Below are 20,080 nucleotides of genomic sequence, written 5' to 3' on the forward strand. Positions count from 1 at the left end.
TTTTGCTGATGTCAACTGATTAATAATAACCGTAATAAATCGGGTTCCAAATATAACGATTGCCGCTACTAAAAAAACTAATCTAATTATTATTTATTCACCCTTCGATATCCTTGTTCTCTTGTTTTTGCTTGCCTAGCTAAACTTGATAATTGTTATTTATTACGATTAATTTTAAATTGTTTACGTTCTTTAATATGTTTTTGTAAACCTTATTTAGTACTAGAAACACTCCGAACAATAGCACCGTATAGTTTAGAATTATTGATAACACCACTTTTAATCGTTGAACCTAAATCGTTATAATTAGTTGATGTTCCGTGAATTGCATAAATTGATAATTTAATAACCATAAAAAAGATTAAAAAATAAGCAATTGTTATATTTGTCATTGGTAATTTAGTATTTCAAATCACATCAAAAACAAATAAAAAAGTATCAAAAATGAAACTAAAAATTTTGTCTCAATTACTACTTTCTGATAATAAATTAATCATCTTTACCACTTCCTTTTTCTTTTTTAGGTTTTAAATTCTTTTTCAAAATATCAATATCAAATAATTCTAAGCGTTATTTATTATTTAATTTTGATATATCTTTTCAAAAGTATTCTTTTTTATTAACAACCTCATCGTTTTTCAAATCACAAACAAAACTTAATCAATAACTATCGTATTTATTAGCAAATTCAAGCGGAATAATTATCTTAAAAAACCGAATTCCTAAACCAACATCTGACTTATGTTTTGCTCGTTTACCTTCTGCTGTTCGTTCTACTGATTTTGTTTTTCAAATTTCATAATCTGTAATATCTTGAAAAATACCAATTCGCATAACAAAACTACGATTAAAAATATTAAATCCTTTTTTAACAATTGGTTTTTTAAGTGAAATTGGAATAATAATACCACTTTCTAATTGCCTAATATTGTTTTAAATCATACCCTCACGCTGAGCAGTAAACAAAGCACGATGTCCAAAATGTCTTGCTAACACAATTCAAGGCATCTTACCACTATGAACTTTTTTCTCATCGTGCGGACTAGTTACATCAATATATAAATAACTTTTATCAAATAAAATAACACTATCATCTGGAGGAACTGGTTTTGTTCGATCAGTAAAATCCAAATTTTTAAATGTTAAAACTTTAACCTTGTCATCTTCTAATGGATAATTAGTATAAATTTCATCTATTAATAATTTCATAGACTGAGACAAATAAGTTAAAAGTAATGTTTTACCTGTTCCTAACTTACCAATGATAACGGACAAAGGGTTATCTCAAACAAAAACAACTAACCTAAATGCATTTAACTGATAAAAAATATTTTTTCATAATCACCAAAAAAATATACACATTGTAAAACAAATAATAGTCAAAAAACTAAGCCGGTGTAATTTAAAGAAATAATTCAAAATAATAAATCAATTAAACTAAACAAAACCATTGAACCGCTAATATAACAATAATTTTTTAAAAAAAATACAAACTTTTTCATTATTTAAAATACCCAACTATTTTAAAAATCATTCACAATAAAAACCAAGTTAAAAACAAAATTACAATTCAAACACCAACCATCAAAGTTAAATATTCATTTTGTGTTAAATTTAAAGTTGTAATATTTTCAACATTTGTTTTATCTATAAACAAAAAGACATGAATAAAAAACTCTTTTAATTTTTCTCAATCATTTTGCATTTTTAAAAACTCCACATTTTTTGAATAAGTTTAAAAAACATTCCAAAAAATAAAACGATAAATAATACAAACGATATAACATACACAAATTCGGGAGCATTTGAATCAATAATATAACTAATAAATTGAACTCAATAATCATATAAACTCATTTAATTTAAATCTTTCAAATCATTAATTAATTCTTGGTCTTTTTCAACAGTTCAATTTGTTAAATTATTATTGTTATTTGTTTTTACTTTTTTAGGTTCAGCAGGGAATAATGCTTTTTTCATTTGTATAAAATAATTTTGTTTATATTGATTATACAAATTAATTATTTGTGTTCCAGTTAAATATTTCCAAACATGTCGTTTTAAATTTTCATCATATTTCACAATAAAATAAGAATTATCATAAATCAAACCAATAGCTACTTGATCAGAATGTTTTTTACTAAAATAAATAAACTTATTATTTAATCAAAAACCAATATGTTTATTGTGGTTAGATAAATTTATAAACGAAGCTTTGTTAGTTTGAAAAACTATAAATTCTGTTCGAATAAAATAATTTTGTACGTTAATATTCTTCTTATAAAAACTCATAAAAACACCTTACTTTCCATATTATATTTACACAATGCCGTATTAAAACCACTTTTATAACTTGGTTTATGATACATTCTCAAAACAAACTACCAACAAATTTTTTATTCAAAATAGAATGACAAATTTGACATTTAAGTTTAATAATTAATCACACTATCTAAAATTTGTAATAATTAATTCTTGGCCAAGTTTTGACTTTTTATTATGTCAATTAGTAGAACTATACACTCATTGAAATTCATTAATATTAAATTCTTTAAACAAGTCTTTAATAAATTCAGAATTATCAATACTTAAAATTCATTTACCTTTAATCTTTAAAATATTATCTTTTAGTTCATAAAAGTTCATTTTTGAATGTTTATAAACTTTTTCTTTATTATAATAATATGGTGGATCTAAATATCAAACAATATTTTTATTCATATAATATTTATTAATAATATTTTTATAGTCCAAATTATAGAACTCAATATTATTTTTAAGATCAAATAATAGTCTTCTAACATTTTGAATTCTCAATAATTTATTAACATTAAAATTTTGTTGTAATCTTTTATCTGTTCAAGTACCTCATTCTTCACCATTAAATGTTAATGCGTTCTTAATTAAAAATTCTTCACCAAAATTTAAACAATAATCATCAAACATTTTTTCTTTCAATTCATTAATAGTTTTTGAATTAGGATATGCTAATTTTTTCAAATAATCCAATTCAATTAAATGAATACCATATTGTCAAAATTCAATTAAACTAGTATGCAAATCATTAAAAACTACTTTGTTACATAACTGCTGGTCTAACACATTTAAGCCAACTGAAGCACCGCCACAAAATAAATCTATAAATTTATCAAATTTAGCCGGTAATAATGCTTTAATTTTATCAAAGTGTTTAGCTTTTCCACCTGACCAAGACAACGGACTAATAAATTTCATTCTAATCCTCCTTTACTATAAAATGTTTAAATAATGTATATGTATTGTAATAAACATTGTTAAATATATAAAATTAAAAATTAAGGCACACTGAAAATAACTACTTAGTTTTAACTAATAGCTATTAAAATATAAAATTATACGTTTATAATTAATCAACTCACATAAAAGCTAGTGTGCCATAGCTAAAATATATGAATGGATCAGTTATAATAAATATTAAAAGCCTTTAACCATGACACGGAAAAAGTTTAATATTTTAATAATTACTCAAATTCCAAATGGAATTAAAATAATTCAAGCATCACCTAAAAAGGTCATTAATTGTGGTAACATACCATATACAGCATCTTTTACTTTCATCATTGCTTGTCCCAAACCGCTTCAAATAGAATCCATTCCACCTAAAATAGTAGGAGTATCTGTAGCTAGAAAATTAACAGCTGTTGTTGAATACATACCTAACATTATTCTTTATCCTCCTTGTTTTCAATTTCTTTTTTATCTTTTTTCTTACCTCGAATTTGACGAATTTTTTGATAAATCGATAAACCAATTCAAGCAAGAATTCCTAAAATAATAACAATACTAAATATTCATGTTAACCATACTGGCATAACTTAATTCCTCCTAGAAATTTAGCTCGCGCGGCACGCTTCGCGTGTTCGCTACGCTCAAAATAAACAATATTGAATAAATTACCGTTAATAAATTACGCGGATAATTTATTCATTTTCTTTTACATTATTAGTTACTATCTTATTAACAGTATTAATAACATTATCTTTTCCATACTTATTTACTAAGGACCGCAAAATAAAATAATGTTTTGTTTGCATAATTTCAACTCCTTAAATTAAATTTTCTATACATAAAAGAAAAAACAAGATTATATCTTGTTTTTAACTAACAACCCATATCTTTGTAATGGTCCCAAAAATAATAAAGAAAAGAGCTAGTGATAATTTATTCGAATACAAATGACCAAATGGAAGAATAATTAAAGTTGTTGGTTTTGATAATGGAAGTACTTGAGAAGGGCAAGACGCATCAGTAGGGGAATATGCCTTTTTTGGTTTATACAAAGTCATTCCATTGGATGCAACAATTTTAGATGAAAACGAATATATGTATCGATTATTCAATATGATAATTCAAATTTCACGTGGGAAAAATATTACAACTACAAGAGAAGTAGTTCCATAATTATGTTATTCAGACGAGGATGTAACAATGGAATTGCGAAAAGAACAGGTTATTATTTTTGGTTTCAATAATCATAATGTTGATCATATTATTTATAAGACATTTGTTCAATCGATTTTTCCATTAACAGATGAAGTACAAAAAGAATTAGATAACAATGATATATCATATTTTAATGATCCAACTTTTATGAATAATATTGGTGTAACAGTTGTCAGAGGCACTACTAAAGTAAATAATAAAAATCTTAGTCAAAGAGTATTTGATTTATGAAATTGATTAAATGAAAATAAACCAGAAGTATATGATTCATTATTTCGTGGAGGAGAAAGACAATTTAATGCTGAACGTTATAGCTATAAAAAAGATTTAATTACTGGCGCAAAATTTTTTAATCCAAAAGATTTTTTTTGAAAAGATATTAATAAATATTGATTTACTAAAATTAAGATTGGTGCTGATTATGCTGATAGTATCAAAGGGCAAGACGATGCTACTCAAATTTTAATAGGATTTGAATTTGACAAGGAAGAATTTATTGAAGGAATTTATATTCTTGAAGAACAATCAATATCAAGTACAGAATTTAAGGATATGACTGAAAAAGTTGATAGTATGGTTAATAAAATTAATAGTTGATCACAAATTTATCATAACTTAAAAGAAGACTTTAGTTATTGTATTGGACATGACGCTCGTACAGTTGGCCATTTTGTTAGAAAAAAACTACTCGAAAATAATGATTGGAAAAATATCGATTTAGATATTACAAGATTTTCTACTATTTTAGTTACTGGTGTAAAAGGATGAAGTGTACAAGATCGACACTATAAATGAAAAAGATTATTAACCGAAGGAAAAATTTATTTTAGTAATAATTTAGATGTTTATAAAACGTTTAATGATAAAGAAATATTAGTAAAAAAGAATGGTTATTTATATCAAGAATTATTTAATTGTATTAATAATGAAAAAAACTAATATTCGTGATGAAAAACCTGGTGTAAATAAATTGGATATGATCAATGCAACTGAATGTTGTCTGATCTATTTTAGATTAAGTTATTTAAAAATTAAAATTGTGCTATAATTTTACTAACGGTATGAGCTAAATTCTTAAATGTTTGGGGTTTCCACAGAAAAAAGATAATTTAATCTTGTTTTTTTATAAAAATGATATATTATTATTTGTAATTACACAATACCAAATGTGAAATTCTTGGTAAAGGAGATAAATAGGAATGAAAAAATTGTTCAGTGTCTTTGCTGCAATTAGCATCTTAGCTGCTCCGGTAACATACACAATTGGATTTAATTCAATCCCTGATTTACCTTATATTTCAGATAATCAAATTTCAGAAAATACTAAGAAAACTATTAATAACTTTGTTTTGGATGAAAATAGTAAGGTTAACACATTATTTGATTATAATCTTGATACATGAGTAAAACCAACTTTTTTCCCAAAAGAAAATATTATGAATATTAATATTGAAAACAAAGATATTTTAAAACAAATGCAACTAACTATGTCGCAATTAAAAAAAATTCATAGTGAAGAAAATTTAGCAAAAGATAGTTTAGAATATATGAAAAAAAAGTTTACTGTCATCGCGAGATTTAAGAAGTCAGCCGTGACCAACGGTTGTTGAGAAATATAATTGATATTTAGATCAAACAAGTAAAAATAAAACAATAACTGATTTAGAAACTTTAGTATCTTATTATGATAATCCAATTTCAGAAAAATCAGATTTATATGACAAAAAACGTTGATTATATGTTGACCAACTTCGTAGTGAAAATGTAAAAGATTGATTTAAAGATTCTCATTCATGGACTTTAAATCCTACTAGCGCAAATTATAATGAAAACACAAAATTTGATCAAGGAATTTTTTATTATCTTTTACTTAACACTTACTTGCAAAAAGTGCAGACACATTATAATGTTCAATTAAAAAATATTTAAAAAGAATATAGCAACAAAAACGATAAAGAAAGCATTCAAAATATTATTAGTCATGATATTACAGGAATCATTTTAACTTTTACGGTCTGAGATCCTGAAAAATGAACCAAATATTTTGTTGATGGCCATTCTGTTGTTAATAGTAACGAAAATATTTTTGAAAACTTACCAATTTTACTAATTAAACAAAAAATTGGAGTTAAATTAGTTGTTGCAAATATCTATGGAACAGTTTCTAGTTATTTAATCGGAAGTTTTGTAATTTCTAATTTATTAGGAATTGAATAAATGCGGTTTACCATTTTTTCTAAAAAGAAATAAAATATGATAAAATATAATTGTCCGCAAGGACAGTTTTCTACGTTTATTATAACGTTAAGGTGTGTTTGGGGTTATTAACCGCTATATAAATCAGTAACTCTACACCCAAGCACTTAAAGCGGTTCAGAGTTATTTTTAAAATAAAGTAAAGGCTAACAGTTGAATGTTAGTTTTTTAATTTGTAAATTGTAAATACCAACCGATAAAAAGTTAACTATCAATTTAGTTAACTTTTTTAAGTTAGTTTTAAGGAGTTGAAATTATGCAAACAAAACATTATTTTATTTTGCGGTCCTTAGTAAATAAGTATGGAAAAGATAATGTTATTAATACTGTCAATAAGATTGCAAAAGATATTGAAATTAAAAAGTAAAAGAATAAATTATTCCGCGTAATTTATTAGCGGATAATTTATTTAATAATGTTTTTAAGTGGAGCAAAGCAACAACGAGTGGAGCGAGTTTGCAAATTTCAATTTTTTAATTTATTGAAAGGAGATATATTATGCCAGTATGGTTAACATGAATATTTAGTATTGTTATTATTTTAGGAATTCTTGCTTGAATTGGTTTATCGATTTATCAAAAAATTCGTCAAATTCGAGGTAAGAAAAAAGATAAAAAAGAAATTGAAAACAAGGAGGATAAAGAATAATGTTAGGTATGTATTCAACAACAGCTGTTAATTTTCTAGCTACAGATACTCCTACTATTTTAGGTGGAATGGATTCTATTTGAAGCGGTTTGGGACAAGCAATGATGAAAGTAAAAGATGCTGTATATGGTATGTTACCACAATTAATAACCTTTTTAGGTGATGCTTGAATTATTTTAATTCCATTTGGAATTTGAGTAATTATTAAAATATTAAACTTTTTCCGTGTCATGGTTAAAGGCTTTTAATATTTATTATAACTGATCCATTATGGCACACTAGCTTTTATGTGGGTTGATTAATTATAAACGTATAATTTTATATTTTAATAGCTATTAGTTAAAACTAAGTAGTTATTTTCAGTGTGCCTTAATTTTTAATTTTATATATTTAACAATGTTTATTACAATACATATACATTATTTAAACATTAGTATAACAATGTTTATTACAATATATATACATTATTTAAACATTTTATAGTAAAGAAGGATTAGAATGAAATTTATTAGTCCGTTGTCTTGGTCAGGTGGAAAAGCTAAACACTTTGATAAAATTAAAGCATTATTACCGGCTAAATTTGATAAATTTATAGATTTATTTTGTGGCGGTGCTTCAGTTGGCTTAAATGTGTTAGACCAGCAGTTATGTAACAAAGTAGTTTTTAATGATTTGCATACTAGTTTAATTGAATTTTGACAATATGGTATTTATTTAATTGAATTGGATTATTTGAAAAAATTAGCATATCCTAATTCAAAAACTATTAATGAATTGAAAGAAAAAATGTTTGATGATTATTGTTTAAATTTTGGTGAAGAATTTTTAATTAAGAACGCATTAACATTTAATGGTGAAGAATGAGGTACTTGAACAGATAAAAGATTACAACAAAATTTTAATGTTAATAAATTATTGAGAATTCAAAATGTTAGAAAACTATTATTTGATCTTAAAAATAATATTGAGTTCTATAATTTGGACTATAAAAATATTATTAATAAATATTATATGAATAAAAATATTGTTTGATATTTAGATCCACCATATTATTATAATAAAGAAAAAGTTTATAAACATTCAAAAATGAACTTTTATGAACTAAAAGATAATATTTTAAAGATTAAAGGTAAATGAATTTTAAGTATTGATAATTCTGAATTTATTAAAGACTTGTTTAAAGAATTTAATATTAATGAATTTCAATGAGTGTATAGTTCTACTAATTGACATAATAAAAAGCCAAAACTTGGTCAAGAATTAATTATTACAAATTTTAGATAGTGTGATTAATTATTAAACTTAAATGTCAAATTTGTCATTCTATTTTGAATAAAAAATTTGTTGGTAGTTTGTTTTGAGAATGTATCATAAACCAAGTTATAAAAGTGGTTTTAATACGGCATTGTGTAAATATAATATGGAAAGTAAGGTGTTTTTATGAGTTTTTATAAGAAGAATATTAACGTACAAAATTATTTTATTCGAACAGAATTTATAGTTTTTCAAACTAACAAAGCTTCGTTTATAAATTTATCTAACCACAATAAACATATTGGTTTTTGATTAAATAATAAGTTTATTTATTTTAGTAAAAAACATTCTGATCAAGTAGCTATTGGTTTGATTTATGATAATTCTTATTTTATTGTGAAATATGATGAAAATTTAAAACGACATGTTTGGAAATATTTAACTGGAACACAAATAATTAATTTGTATAATCAATATAAACAAAATTATTTTATACAAATGAAAAAAGCATTATTCCCTGCTGAACCTAAAAAAGTAAAAACAAATAACAATAATAATTTAACAAATTGAACTGTTGAAAAAGACCAAGAATTAATTAATGATTTGAAAGATTTAAATTAAATGAGTTTATATGATTATTGAGTTCAATTTATTAGTTATATTATTGATTCAAATGCTCCCGAATTTGTGTATGTTATATCGTTTGTATTATTTATCGTTTTATTTTTTGGAATGTTTTTTAAACTTATTCAAAAAATGTGGAGTTTTTAAAGATGCAAAATGATTGAGAAAAATTAAAAGAGTTTTTTATTCATGTCTTTTTATTTATAAATAAAACAAATGTTGAAAGTATTACAACTTTAAATTTAACACAAAATGAATATTTAACTTTGATGGTTGGTGTTTGAATTGTAATTTTGTTTTTAACTTGGTTTTTATTGTGAATGATTTTTAAAATAGTTGGGTATTTTAAATAATGAAAAAGTTTGTATTTTTTTTAAAAAATTATTGTTATATTATCGGTTCAATGGTTTTGTTTAGTTTAATTGATTTATTATTTTGAATTATTTCTTTAAATTACACCGGCTTAGTTTTTTGACTATTATTTGTTTTACAATGTGTATATTTTTTTGGTGATTATGAAAAAATATTTTTTATCAGTTAAATGCATTTAGGTTAGTTGATTTTGTTTGAGATAACCCTTTGTCCGTTATCATTGGTAAGTTAGGAACAGGTAAAACATTACTTTTAACTTATTTGTCTCAGTCTATGAAATTATTAATAGATGAAATTTATACTAATTATCCATTAGAAGATGACAAGGTTAAAATTTTAACATTTAAAAATTTGGATTTTACTGATCGAACAAAACCAGTTCCTCCAGATGATAGTGTTATTTTATTTGATAAAAGTTATTTATATATTGATGTAACTAGTCCGCACGATGATAAAAAAGTTCATAGTGGTAAGATGCCTTGAATTGTGTTAGCAAGACATTTTGGACATCGTGCTTTGTTTACTGCTCAGCGTGAGGGTATGATTTAAAACAATATTAGGCAATTAGAAAGTGGTATTATTATTCCAATTTCACTTAAAAAACCAATTGTTAAAAAAGGATTTAATATTTTTAATCGTTTTTTTATTATGCGAATTGGTATTTTTCAAGATATTACAGATTATGAAATTTGAAAAACAAAATCAGTAGAACGAACAGCAGAAGGTAAACGAGCAAAACATAAGTCGGATGTTGGTTTAGGAATTCGGTTTTTTAAGATAATTATTCCGCTTGAATTTGCTAATAAATACGATAGTTATTGATTAAGTTTTGTTTGTGATTTGAAAAACGATGAGGTTGTTAATAAAAAAGAATACTTTTGAAAAGATATATCAAAATTAAATAATAAACAACGCTTAGAATTATTTGATATTGATATTTTGAAAAAGAATTTAAAACCTAAAAAAGAAAAAGGAAGTGGTAAATATGATTAATTTATTATCAGAAAGTAGTAATTGAGACAAAATTTTTAGTTTCATTTTTGATACTTTTTTATTTGTTTTTGATGTGATTTGAAATACTAAATTACCAATGACAAATATAACAATTGCTTATTTTTTAATCTTTTTTATGGTTATTAAATTATCAATTTATGCAATTCACGGAACATCAACTAATTATAACGATTTAGGTTCAACGATTAAAAGTGGTGTTATCAATAATTCTAAACTATACGGTGGGCAATCGTTATATTTGGAACCCGATTTATTACGGTTATTATTAATCAGTTGACATCAGCAAAAAATATTATTATGGATTTATATAATTCTGATACTTTTTTACTTTCTTTGTTTGGCAAAATGGCAATTTTATTTAGTCATCCGTTAATGTTAACAATATCAAGTTTATATATTATTGGTTTTATTATTTCAAAAACATTATATAGTTAGGAGTTAAATTTATGAAAAGTAATGTAGAAAATAAAAAAGAAAAGAAACAAAATGGTTTATTTATTTCTTGGGTTGATTTGATTTTATATTTTATTATAAGTTTTTTGTTAATTCTTGTATGTGTATTAGATACAGTTTCGACGATTGAAGAATTAAAAGAAAAATATGCTGGTATAAATGGTTATATAATTTATGGTTTATGATTTGATATATTGTGATATATATTAATAATTCATTATTTTTATGGTTATTTATTTAATGAAATTATTAAATTAATAAAAGAAAATCGTAAAAATAAGTTGGTAGATAATAATGCGTAAGTTTTTAGTATTATTTTCGTTTGTACCAATTTTATTGATTTTTTTCATTGGGTGCAATGAAATTACAACAAAAACATCAATCACAACAAACAGCAAAACAAATAAGAATAAAGCGAAGTGTAGAAACGGGCATTAATGAAACTGATTTTATTAATACGATGTTTTTACGCAGTACTTTTTTTGAAAATTGAAGTGATACCAATTATTTTATTAATCCGACTTTAAAAACATCACAATCATTAACTTATAATGATAAGTGATATTTAGATTTTTTAAAGGATAGTTATTCAACTGGTGTTTCTTATGATAAACCAAGTGATAAATTTATGGATTTATATAAAAATTGAGATAGTTATGTTAAACAATATAACATTGATAAATTCTATGATGTTGATAAAAAACAATTTTTAAAAGAATTAACAAATTTTTCGTATTCATTTGCAAAATATTTTAATACTGTTGAAATTATAAATAAATTAGAAAAAAGTGTTGATAATTTGCAACAAGTTAATTTAAAGTTTCAAAATTGAAAATTAGATAATAATCCTAATTTTATTAATTATAAAGTTGATAATAAATGATATATTATAATTTTTCAAAATAATACAAAAGATTGATATATTATTAATTTTTTAAATAATAATACAAATGATAAAATTTTAGGTACTTTTTCATTTGATGGCATTAAAAAAAATATTTATTTATCTAATCTTAGAAATTATTTTAAAAATGATAATGTTAAAACAATTTATCGTTGAGATGAAAATAATGAACCACAAACACCAGATGTTGATAAAGATACTGGTAGTGTTATTTTTTGGACTGATACTAATTATCAAAATACTCGTTCTTTTTTATTAAAATATATTAATGCTATTGTGCAAGAAAATATTCGAGTTCAACAAGGTGGTAATCTAGATTATGATGATCCAAATTTAGGTAGTCAAAGAATTATTTTTGATTTTGAAATTATTAATAATTTGAATAAGTCTAGTATTGGTACTATTTTAACTAAAAAATCAATTTATCGAATGATTTTAACGATTGATGAACGAAAAAATATTATTGCTGGGAGTTTAGAGTTAACACATCTTAAACAATATTGAAATGGATATGATTATAATAATTATCAGTATACTGATGATTTATGTTTTTTATTTTCTTTTATGAAAGATAAGGAAAATACATTTAATTTTAGTGCTGAAACATATAATTATTATCAGGGTAATACTCCTAATACTGGTAAAGAGATTTTTGAACAGATGAAAGGTCAAATTGATATTAATAAATTTTTAAAAGCATTTTTTGCTCATGCTTTAGTTCCAGTATTTCAAAATCATAGTAATTTTATTGAAAGTTGATATATTGATAATTTACAATATGATACGGTTTTAATTAACTTTTTTGGTTTAAAATTAGTTAATTTTACAGATGTATTAATTGAGGAAAGCAATATTAATAAAACTCAATTTGAAAAATTATTAAATAGTATGTTTACGGTTTCTCAAAATTTTTATAAAGATTATTTACGAACAATTTTTGATTTAGAAAATAATACTTATGTGCAAGGATATAATAAAAAATATGGTTTATTAGCGAATAATGGTTTTAAAATTTATCCACGTTACTTTTATTTTTCTGATAAATACAAACAATTAGATATTAAATTGTATTCAGCGTTTAAAAATCGGTTTTATAATACAAATTATGGTAATGTGTTTAACTATGATTTTTCAGTTTCAAATGATTATAATATTAATCAAAATGAAGGTTATGTTTTTGAAGGTTATTTAAAAGATAAATATGGTTTAAAATATAAAAAAATTGAAGAACAAAAAATTGGTTATAATGTTTTTGAATTACAAGCCCAAAAAGAAAATGATATGTATTGTTATTATGATTTTAATTTTGGTATTTATAACTGACAAGAAATAAATAATGGTGGATTATTTCCCGATGGTCAATGATGACAAGCACAATATGAAAGTTGTAGTTGATATAACTTAGCATGTCATATTCGTAATGCGGCAATTTGAATTGTTAATAATATTCCGAGTGTAAAACAAGTAAACGAATTAGCGAGTGGAGTTGGAAAAATTTTTGAAACAATATATACTTTTTTTAATCAAACATTTGAGGTATGAAAATTTAGTCCAGCATTATATAATACAATAACAAATATATTTTTATTAATTATTTTTATGAAATTTGTACGATTAATATAAAAGAAAGTATATAGTTCCTTTTATTCTTTTCAATCTGTAATTTTACCAGTATCTTTATCAACATCTGGTGTTTGTAGTTCATTATTTTCATCTCAACGATAAATTGTTTTAACATTATCATTTTTAAAATAATTTCTAAGATTAGATAAATAAATATTTTTTTTAATGCCATCAAATGAAAAAGTACCTAAAATTTTATCATTTGTATTATTATTTAAAAAATTAATAATATATCAATCTTTTGTATTATTTTGAAAAATTACAATATATCATTTATTATCAACTTTATAATTAATAAAATTAGAATTATTAACTACTTTTCAACTACTATTTTCTGGTGGTTGTTGTGGTTATGGTTTATTATTTTCGTTTTCGCTATTATTATTTGGTTTAGGTTTATCACAAGCAACTAAACTTGTTGTACTTGTTGCTGTTAATCCGATTGCTCCTAAAATACTTAATAACTTTTTCATATATTTATTCCTTTCTGTAAAATGTTATAATTACTTTAATTATACTATACATTAACGAAAGGAAATAATAAAATGTTTAATTTTGTAAAGTAAAGATGCAAATAGGACAATTTGCCCTTATTTAACTCAATAATATATCTTTTATTAAAAATTGCAACTATTTTTTTAAAAAAAATAATTTTTTTAAATATAAGTTAATATTTAAGCACGACAAAAAGAAAACTTTGTTACAAATATATAATTCATATTTAAAAAAATTAAATATTAATATTTTTTAAAAATACCTCTTTGGAGGATAATCAACCTAAACTCGGTCGTGGTTTCTCATTAATAATTTTCATAACTTTATTAATTTCTTTTTGACTAATAGGATTAAAATCTGTTCCCTTAGGAAGATATTCTCTAATATCTATATTTATTCTTTCAACTTTGGGTTTTTGTGTTGGAGTTCCAGCATCACAAAAGTATACATTTGCATTAGTAATCTTTTCAATTTTTTTCATTTACTAAATTTTTTACCTTGATCAGTTATTATTCCTTTTATATTTTCCTTATAAAGTTTATTTTTAAAAATACTTTTAATGGCTTTATTAATCTCTTCTGAATTATGGTGGTCTAATTTAAAACAAATCGTATATAAACTTTTTTCTTCTGTAAAAGTTAAACAAGCAGATTGATAGTCTTTATCTACTATACAGTCCATTTGAAATCAACCAAAAGTACCTTTTTCATGTTCTGCTTCTTCAATAAATTTAATATTAGTTAATTGACCACGATCATCTTTTCTCTTTTTTGTTTTAAACTTTTTACCTTTAAATGGCAGTTTTTTCTTAATTTCAGTATTTTCATCATCAAAAACTCCATATTCAATATATTTGTAAAGTATCACATGTGAAAATGAAAACTTTTCATTATACTTTTTTTCATATTCAAAAATAATTAACATTGGTGAATACGTCTTTTACTTAAAATTTTTCTTATATGATTTACAACTTTTTTTCTAATTGTAGTATATTTTATAGATTTTTTTCTTTTATTTTTATAATCATCATTCGCTTTTTTAGGATAGTATTCTTCTTTAAGTTTTTTAGTCTCTAATCTAATTGTATTACGACTTTTATTCATTACTTTTCCTATTTTAGAATAATTGGGTGTGCCATCTTTCTTTTTAAATTTTTCGTATATTAAATATTCTTTTAAGTCATTTCTTTCTGCTAAATTAAAATGTTTAAATTTTTTCTTTTCTTTTTTTATAAGACAACCTAGCCCTTTCTATTAAAATATTTATACACTAAAAATTAAAATTTTGTTGACAATACTTTAAATGATGGTAGGATGGTGATGTAATTTAATACAAGTAGGATTTACTAGCCCTTAATCGCTTGTTTAAAAATTACTAAAAAATAGAGACTTGAAAAAGTCTTTTTAATGAGTGAGTAAATTATTCGGTTGGTATAAAATTTCCAAAAACTAAGAAAAAGATAGATATAAAATTCTATCTTTTTTAATTAGGTTAAAATTGTCGTTAACCTTGCTTAGTTTAAGAAAATAATAGCAAAACCAACCAAATAAAACTCTCCTACTTGGAATGTCGTAAAACCAAGCAAGCGAGGATAAACAATATAAGGGTGGCCGTACCGCTACGACATAATGGAGACAATTCTTTTAGGCAATATAAAAGAGTTATCGTGGTTTGGGGATAAATCTTTAACCTGTAATGGTTAAAGGGTAAGTGTTCCACAATAAAAAAATTTTAGAAATCTTACTATTTATAAGAAGGATTTGAAAGTGTCTTTAAAAGAACTCTGTTGAAAAGAGTTAAAAATTAAATTAACAAATAAGACAATATCAATTAATAAATGTCAGTGTTATATCAATGAGTACTTTACAAAATTAACCAAAAACAAAAAAGGCGGCTGATATTGTAAAAAGTATGCTCGGCATTGTTTAGCAAGATTAGAATTTATTAACAAACAAAAAATAAGTTATAATCTTTGATTTTTGACTTTACAATGCAAAAATAACCACCAAATTATTAAAAAATTAATTTTTAAGAAAAATAAATAATGAATTATTAATATCAAAAATTAGAAAGGAGAAATTATATGGTTGAAAATAATATCAAAAATACAATTAGCGAGTTAATTAACGAGATTAAAACAACAACAGAAAACAATTTAAGTAATTTAGAACAAATTATGGAAGCTTTAATTGATAAAGTTAATAATATTGAAAATATTTTACATCAAATACGATAAAAAAATTAAACCAACTATTTATTAAAACTAGTTGGTTTTTTATTTTTGATAAATAAAAAAGAAAGTTAGGTATTAAATATGACATGTCAAAGAATTAAATGTAATGATAATGGTTTTTTAGGAAATAGTTATTTAGAAAAAAATAACTTAAATAATCAATTTGAATACAATATAAATTACAAAAAATCAATAATCTTATGTCAAAAACATTGATTATATACTTATAAATTAGAAAACAATTTAGTTTTAAAAGGAGAATTAAAATAATGAGAAAAAGTTGTCCTAAATGTAGATCAAAAATAGATGGTGATGGTAAAGAATTATGATGCAGCAATGATTATTGTATTTTAGCAAAAAAATCATATATTTTTAGAAAGAAAAAATAATGAATATGTTTGTTTGTGAATATTGTTTTATAAATGTTCTAAATTTAATTTTTAGATGATCACTTAGTTATTTGAAATGTTGTGAAATGTTGGAAAAGAATTTGAAGAAAATTTAATATGTTTGATAAAAAGCAATATAAAGAATGAAACATATTATCTAAATATTTAAGTTGATATGAAATATTTAGATATTTTAAAAGAGTTTATGATTATAAAAATGAAGAAGAATTAAGTCAAGAACTTAAAAACCAACTTGATGAAAAAGATAAAGAAATTGTTAAATTAAAAAAAGAACAATTATATAAAGAAGATTTTAAAAAAATGATTACTACTAGTTATAGTTCCAAAGATCATACAAGTTTCACAACTTGAGAATTAAAAGATAATTCATTATATGACAAATTACCTAGTAAGGAAGATAAAACATGTATTTAGTTATAAAAGATTCAAATAATATAAAAGATCATTATAAAATAACGGATTTAATTTCAAAAAATACCGATCATGAAGAAAAAGAAAACTTTTGATATAAATTTGGTTTAGAACAATATTGAACAGGATATTGTTGATCAAGTGAAACAATAGATAATATAAAAGATATTGATGAATACTTAACAAAAAAGTTTAAAGAATTACAAGAAAAATCGTGAAATGAAATTATAGAAAATTATGTTGAAGATAAATTTGATTATACAGTGGTAAATCATTTATCTGATATTAATTGAAAAAAAAGAGTCAGACAAAAATATAGAACCAGTTCGTTAAGAATTGATTTTTTGGTTTAATTAATTATTTATTTTTAACCTACTATTGGATAGTAATTTTAGAAAGAATAAAATTAAAATCAAAAAATAAATTTAAAAATTTAAGGTGTTAAAAATAGCTTCTACATTCAATTTCAAAATTGAATGTAGAAGCTTGTTAATTCAAATATGTATTTAAAGGGAGATTAAGTTTATGGCAAATAGAGATGTTAAATGTAAAGAGTGTGGTAAAATTTGAACTTTTACTACTAGAAATACAACTTTTAACAGTCATTATGGTTTAACAAAAGATACTATGGTGTCTTATGCTAGATATTATTTTTGTCCTGATACTAATTGTTTGATTTTATGGAAACACCGAAGACAAGATAATTGTTGTGTTCATAAAAAATAAAAAAAGGGAGTTAAATGTGATAAAAAAAATTTATTTAAACCAAAATTTAATTTCACAAGAAATAAATAATAAAACACAGATTTTAATAAACAAACAAAAAGATTGCGTTGTTTGATATAAAAATGGTTTAGGTTTATCAAATTATCAAAATTATTTTTGTTTAGAAATTGATGAAAATAAGAATTATGAGGTCCATAGTAGCGTTAATAATAAAAATGGTAATATTGTGGGAAAAAATTTAATTTTATCTTTTGAAAAATTAAAGCAAGAAAATAAAAAGAAGTTTAATTTGCAAAGCAAAAATGATGCTAATAATGATTTACTAAATGAATATAATAATCATTATGATAACAAAACAACACAACAAAAATTAACATCAGAACAATTAAAACAATTACTAGAAGATTTAGAAAATATTGATAACCCCAATTATTGAGATAATGGTTTTTATTTAGGATACAACAAATATGAAAAAAATAATTAGTTTGTTATCAATATTTTCGTTATCGTGTACAAACACAGTGAATTTGATTAGTTGTGGTAATATTACAAATAACAAACCACACTTACCACCAACAAAACCAAAAGAATCAATAATCAAAGACATTTTTTACTATGAAAAATTAAAACAAGAAATTACAGCAGAAATTAAAGAATATGATGAAGTAATTAAAGAAATTGAAAATAGTAAAAATGATTATGAAAATGAAACAGATTATCAAATAGAATTAAAGCAAACCCAAGCAGAAAAATTTATTAAAATGTCTGAACTAAATAATTGCGAATATCAAATTTTACTATGTCAAAAAGAAAATGATTTTACAGACGAACAAAAACAACAAGTAATTAAGTTGTTAGAAAAACAAATAAACAACTTAAATAGTGCTTTAAATTTATTAAGCGAAATTAAAAATAGTGATTTTAACCAGAAAGATTTAGAAAAAATAAATACAATAATTAAAAATATAAAAACAATTTTAGACGAAATTAAAAAATAGAAAGGAATAATTTAATGTGAAAAAATTTTTTAAAGAAATTAATTTATTAAAATTAATGGGTATTGTTGTTGGAATTATAGAGTGCGGTTTAATGACTACATTTTTAATTTTATGTAGAGGATGAATAAATGATAGTGCAGGTCTTTATGTTTATGTTGTGATTTGTATTTTTAACATTGTAATTAGTGGCGGAATTATATATATCATTGGTTTATTAATTTGAGAACTAATTGAAAATGGCAAAAGAAAACAAAAATAATGTAAATAATAATTAAAATAACACAAAACAAGATAATTAATATCTTGTTTTTTTAGAAAGAGGTGCAGAAATGATTAATTTCCCATTTTGTAAATATATTCATAATATTTATAATGAAAACAATATTAATATATTATTTTTTTTGTTCTTATAGGTATCCCAATCCATGAATCGTTTTAGATAAAAGAAAAATTAGAAGAATGATTGTTTATTATGCTTAAAGTAATTGAATTATTTGCTGGGATTGGGAGTCAAAGAAAAGCATTAGAAAAGATTGGAATTAACCACAAAATAATTGCTTTTTGTGATAATGATAAATACGCTGAAAAATCATAAATGTTCTGCATTTTGTAGTTGTTTGTAAATTTGTTACGCCGTGTATATACACCTCTTCATCCGCACCATTTCAGGTCAAAACGTTCAGTTTTTAAAATAAATTCACTTGCACCTTGAAGAGCCTAATGCTATACGCAAATTTATTTATAAAGTGTCCATCTCTATTTTTATTGTCGTTCGATGTTGACCCTGCACTTATCACGACTATCGCTTTTAAAACAAAGCGTCTATTATTTCCGGACTTACATTACCGCTGGACTAGACCGCCATGTGGAATAAAAACACTTAGTTATTAAAAATAACCGTCCCACTCTGCATTAAATTAAGTTATTGTTAAAATTTAAGTTTTAAGAACCCAGTTTTTCAATCAAAGATAATTTTTGAATTTTCTATTTTTTGATAAAACCGCTTTTGTTTTTTATTTTTTGTCCGATTTAATAAATCTTTATGTTTTTTACAAGTTCATAAAACTTTATTTGATAAAAATTTTTCGATAATGAATGATATTGTTTTATAACAATCATTAACATCACATATTTTTTGTTGTTTAATTATCATTACCTCACTTTCAAATTATTTTTT

Annotated in this window: 27 protein-coding genes and 4 pseudogenes; 21 read left to right on the forward strand and 10 right to left on the reverse strand. The window is 23.0% G+C overall.

The genetic code is table 4. From position 1 onward, the window contains the following. Positions 1 to 89: 89 nt before the first annotated feature. From ABNT63_RS07600 to ABNT63_RS07630, 7 genes and pseudogenes are all read right to left on the reverse strand, one after another. Positions 90 to 497, reverse strand: a pseudogene (locus ABNT63_RS07600) (hypothetical protein). Further along, positions 490 to 1,502 (reverse strand): annotated as a pseudogene (locus tag ABNT63_RS07605) (hypothetical protein). Before ABNT63_RS07605 ends, ABNT63_RS07600 begins: the two co-directional pseudogenes overlap by 8 nt. Then, the gene (locus tag ABNT63_RS07610) at positions 1,502 to 1,705 is read right to left on the reverse strand and encodes a DUF2649 family protein (protein WP_348735169.1); all 204 of its coding nucleotides are present in this window, start codon (positions 1,703 to 1,705) and stop codon (positions 1,502 to 1,504) included. The pseudogene ABNT63_RS07605 and the gene ABNT63_RS07610 overlap by 1 nt, the downstream one beginning before the upstream one ends. 152 nt (positions 1,706 to 1,857) lie before the next feature. Continuing rightward, positions 1,858 to 2,292, reverse strand: coding sequence for a DUF3627 domain-containing protein (locus ABNT63_RS07615; RefSeq protein ID WP_348735183.1), 435 nt, complete (start codon positions 2,290 to 2,292; stop codon positions 1,858 to 1,860). A 156-nt stretch (positions 2,293 to 2,448) separates the two neighbouring features. Continuing rightward, complete coding sequence (locus ABNT63_RS07620; protein WP_348735184.1) at positions 2,449 to 3,234, reverse strand: DNA adenine methylase; 786 nt, start codon at positions 3,232 to 3,234, stop codon at positions 2,449 to 2,451. 219 nt (positions 3,235 to 3,453) lie between these two features. Further along, a complete protein-coding gene (locus tag ABNT63_RS07625) occupies positions 3,454 to 3,702 on the reverse strand; it encodes a hypothetical protein (protein ID WP_348735185.1) in 249 nt (82 codons plus the stop codon). Beyond that, a complete protein-coding gene (locus tag ABNT63_RS07630; RefSeq protein ID WP_348735186.1) occupies positions 3,702 to 3,851 on the reverse strand; it encodes a hypothetical protein in 150 nt (49 codons plus the stop codon). Before ABNT63_RS07630 ends, ABNT63_RS07625 begins: the two co-directional genes overlap by 1 nt. A gap of 310 nt (positions 3,852 to 4,161) precedes the next feature. On the opposite strand from ABNT63_RS07630, the gene ABNT63_RS07635 reads away from it, so the two are divergent. The 12 genes and pseudogenes from ABNT63_RS07635 (at position 4,162) to ABNT63_RS07690 (ending at position 13,630) form a co-directional block, all read left to right on the forward strand. Continuing rightward, positions 4,162 to 4,440: a hypothetical protein gene (locus tag ABNT63_RS07635; RefSeq protein WP_348735187.1), complete on the forward strand. Its 279-nt coding sequence runs from the start codon at positions 4,162 to 4,164 to the stop codon at positions 4,438 to 4,440. 27 nt (positions 4,441 to 4,467) lie between these two features. Then, positions 4,468 to 5,421 carry a hypothetical protein gene (locus tag ABNT63_RS07640; RefSeq protein WP_348735188.1) on the forward strand — a complete coding sequence of 318 codons (954 nt, stop codon included), beginning with the start codon at positions 4,468 to 4,470 and terminating at the stop codon, positions 5,419 to 5,421. Between the two features lie 260 nt (positions 5,422 to 5,681). Then, positions 5,682 to 6,101, forward strand: a complete 420-nt coding sequence (locus ABNT63_RS07645) for a hypothetical protein (protein ID WP_348735189.1) — start codon at positions 5,682 to 5,684, stop codon at positions 6,099 to 6,101. Between the two features lie 1,135 nt (positions 6,102 to 7,236). After that, positions 7,237 to 7,386: a hypothetical protein gene (locus tag ABNT63_RS07650; protein WP_348735186.1), complete on the forward strand. Its 150-nt coding sequence runs from the start codon at positions 7,237 to 7,239 to the stop codon at positions 7,384 to 7,386. Then, positions 7,386 to 7,634, forward strand: a complete 249-nt coding sequence (locus ABNT63_RS07655) for a hypothetical protein (protein ID WP_348735190.1) — start codon at positions 7,386 to 7,388, stop codon at positions 7,632 to 7,634. The genes ABNT63_RS07650 and ABNT63_RS07655 overlap by 1 nt, the downstream gene beginning before the upstream one ends. A gap of 250 nt (positions 7,635 to 7,884) precedes the next feature. After that, the gene (locus ABNT63_RS07660) at positions 7,885 to 8,670 is read left to right on the forward strand and encodes a DNA adenine methylase (protein ID WP_348735191.1); all 786 of its coding nucleotides are present in this window, start codon (positions 7,885 to 7,887) and stop codon (positions 8,668 to 8,670) included. A 156-nt stretch (positions 8,671 to 8,826) separates the two neighbouring features. Further along, positions 8,827 to 9,261, forward strand: coding sequence for a DUF3627 domain-containing protein (locus ABNT63_RS07665; RefSeq protein ID WP_348735183.1), 435 nt, complete (start codon positions 8,827 to 8,829; stop codon positions 9,259 to 9,261). A 152-nt stretch (positions 9,262 to 9,413) separates the two neighbouring features. After that, positions 9,414 to 9,617 (forward strand): DUF2649 family protein, encoded by a 204-nt coding sequence (locus ABNT63_RS07670; RefSeq protein WP_348735192.1) that lies wholly within the window; start codon positions 9,414 to 9,416, stop codon positions 9,615 to 9,617. Next, positions 9,617 to 10,629, forward strand: a pseudogene (locus tag ABNT63_RS07675) (hypothetical protein). The gene ABNT63_RS07670 and the pseudogene ABNT63_RS07675 overlap by 1 nt, the downstream one beginning before the upstream one ends. Then, entirely contained in the window at positions 10,622 to 11,023 is a 402-nt protein-coding gene (locus tag ABNT63_RS07680; RefSeq protein ID WP_348735193.1) for a hypothetical protein, read from the forward strand. The pseudogene ABNT63_RS07675 and the gene ABNT63_RS07680 overlap by 8 nt, the downstream one beginning before the upstream one ends. A gap of 73 nt (positions 11,024 to 11,096) precedes the next feature. Further along, positions 11,097 to 11,405, forward strand: coding sequence for a hypothetical protein (locus tag ABNT63_RS07685; RefSeq protein WP_348735181.1), 309 nt, complete (start codon positions 11,097 to 11,099; stop codon positions 11,403 to 11,405). A 56-nt stretch (positions 11,406 to 11,461) separates the two neighbouring features. Further along, positions 11,462 to 13,630, forward strand: a complete 2,169-nt coding sequence (locus ABNT63_RS07690; protein WP_348735194.1) for a spiroplasma phage ORF1-like family protein — start codon at positions 11,462 to 11,464, stop codon at positions 13,628 to 13,630. A 350-nt stretch (positions 13,631 to 13,980) separates the two neighbouring features. On the opposite strand, the gene ABNT63_RS07695 is transcribed toward ABNT63_RS07690, so the two are convergent. Then, entirely contained in the window at positions 13,981 to 14,103 is a 123-nt protein-coding gene (locus ABNT63_RS07695) for a lipoprotein (protein ID WP_348735195.1), read from the reverse strand. A 257-nt stretch (positions 14,104 to 14,360) separates the two neighbouring features. After that, positions 14,361 to 15,357: pseudogene (locus tag ABNT63_RS11395) on the reverse strand (IS30 family transposase). Positions 15,358 to 16,208: 851 nt separating this feature from the next. Here ABNT63_RS11395 and ABNT63_RS07710 point away from each other — a divergent pair. The 9 genes from ABNT63_RS07710 (at position 16,209) to ABNT63_RS07750 (ending at position 19,498) form a co-directional block, all read left to right on the forward strand. Then, complete coding sequence (locus tag ABNT63_RS07710; RefSeq protein WP_348735198.1) at positions 16,209 to 16,361, forward strand: hypothetical protein; 153 nt, start codon at positions 16,209 to 16,211, stop codon at positions 16,359 to 16,361. A 78-nt stretch (positions 16,362 to 16,439) separates the two neighbouring features. Next, complete coding sequence (locus ABNT63_RS07715; RefSeq protein WP_047797189.1) at positions 16,440 to 16,628, forward strand: hypothetical protein; 189 nt, start codon at positions 16,440 to 16,442, stop codon at positions 16,626 to 16,628. A gap of 236 nt (positions 16,629 to 16,864) precedes the next feature. After that, entirely contained in the window at positions 16,865 to 17,182 is a 318-nt protein-coding gene (locus tag ABNT63_RS07720; RefSeq protein ID WP_348735199.1) for a hypothetical protein, read from the forward strand. Beyond that, positions 17,173 to 17,532, forward strand: coding sequence for a hypothetical protein (locus ABNT63_RS07725; RefSeq protein WP_348735200.1), 360 nt, complete (start codon positions 17,173 to 17,175; stop codon positions 17,530 to 17,532). Before ABNT63_RS07720 ends, ABNT63_RS07725 begins: the two co-directional genes overlap by 10 nt. Positions 17,533 to 17,704: 172 nt before the next feature. Further along, positions 17,705 to 17,905 carry a hypothetical protein gene (locus ABNT63_RS07730; RefSeq protein WP_348735202.1) on the forward strand — a complete coding sequence of 67 codons (201 nt, stop codon included), beginning with the start codon at positions 17,705 to 17,707 and terminating at the stop codon, positions 17,903 to 17,905. Between the two features lie 16 nt (positions 17,906 to 17,921). Further along, complete coding sequence (locus ABNT63_RS07735; protein ID WP_348735203.1) at positions 17,922 to 18,389, forward strand: hypothetical protein; 468 nt, start codon at positions 17,922 to 17,924, stop codon at positions 18,387 to 18,389. Then, positions 18,373 to 18,903 (forward strand): hypothetical protein, encoded by a 531-nt coding sequence (locus ABNT63_RS07740; protein ID WP_348735204.1) that lies wholly within the window; start codon positions 18,373 to 18,375, stop codon positions 18,901 to 18,903. The genes ABNT63_RS07735 and ABNT63_RS07740 overlap by 17 nt, the downstream gene beginning before the upstream one ends. A 16-nt stretch (positions 18,904 to 18,919) precedes the next feature. Further along, the gene (locus ABNT63_RS07745) at positions 18,920 to 19,162 is read left to right on the forward strand and encodes a hypothetical protein (RefSeq protein WP_348735205.1); all 243 of its coding nucleotides are present in this window, start codon (positions 18,920 to 18,922) and stop codon (positions 19,160 to 19,162) included. 213 nt (positions 19,163 to 19,375) lie between these two features. Beyond that, positions 19,376 to 19,498, forward strand: coding sequence for a DNA cytosine methyltransferase (locus tag ABNT63_RS07750; protein WP_348735206.1), 123 nt, complete (start codon positions 19,376 to 19,378; stop codon positions 19,496 to 19,498). Positions 19,499 to 19,831: 333 nt separating this feature from the next. Here the strand turns inward: ABNT63_RS07750 and ABNT63_RS07755 are convergent, their stop codons facing one another. After that, a complete protein-coding gene (locus ABNT63_RS07755; protein WP_348735207.1) occupies positions 19,832 to 20,056 on the reverse strand; it encodes a hypothetical protein in 225 nt (74 codons plus the stop codon). Between the last annotated feature and the right edge of the window lie 24 nt (positions 20,057 to 20,080).

Origin of the sequence: Spiroplasma endosymbiont of Ammophila pubescens (assembly GCF_964020965.1) — a bacterium.
Classification (GTDB): Bacteria; Bacillota_I; Bacilli_A; order Mycoplasmatales; family Mycoplasmataceae; genus Spiroplasma.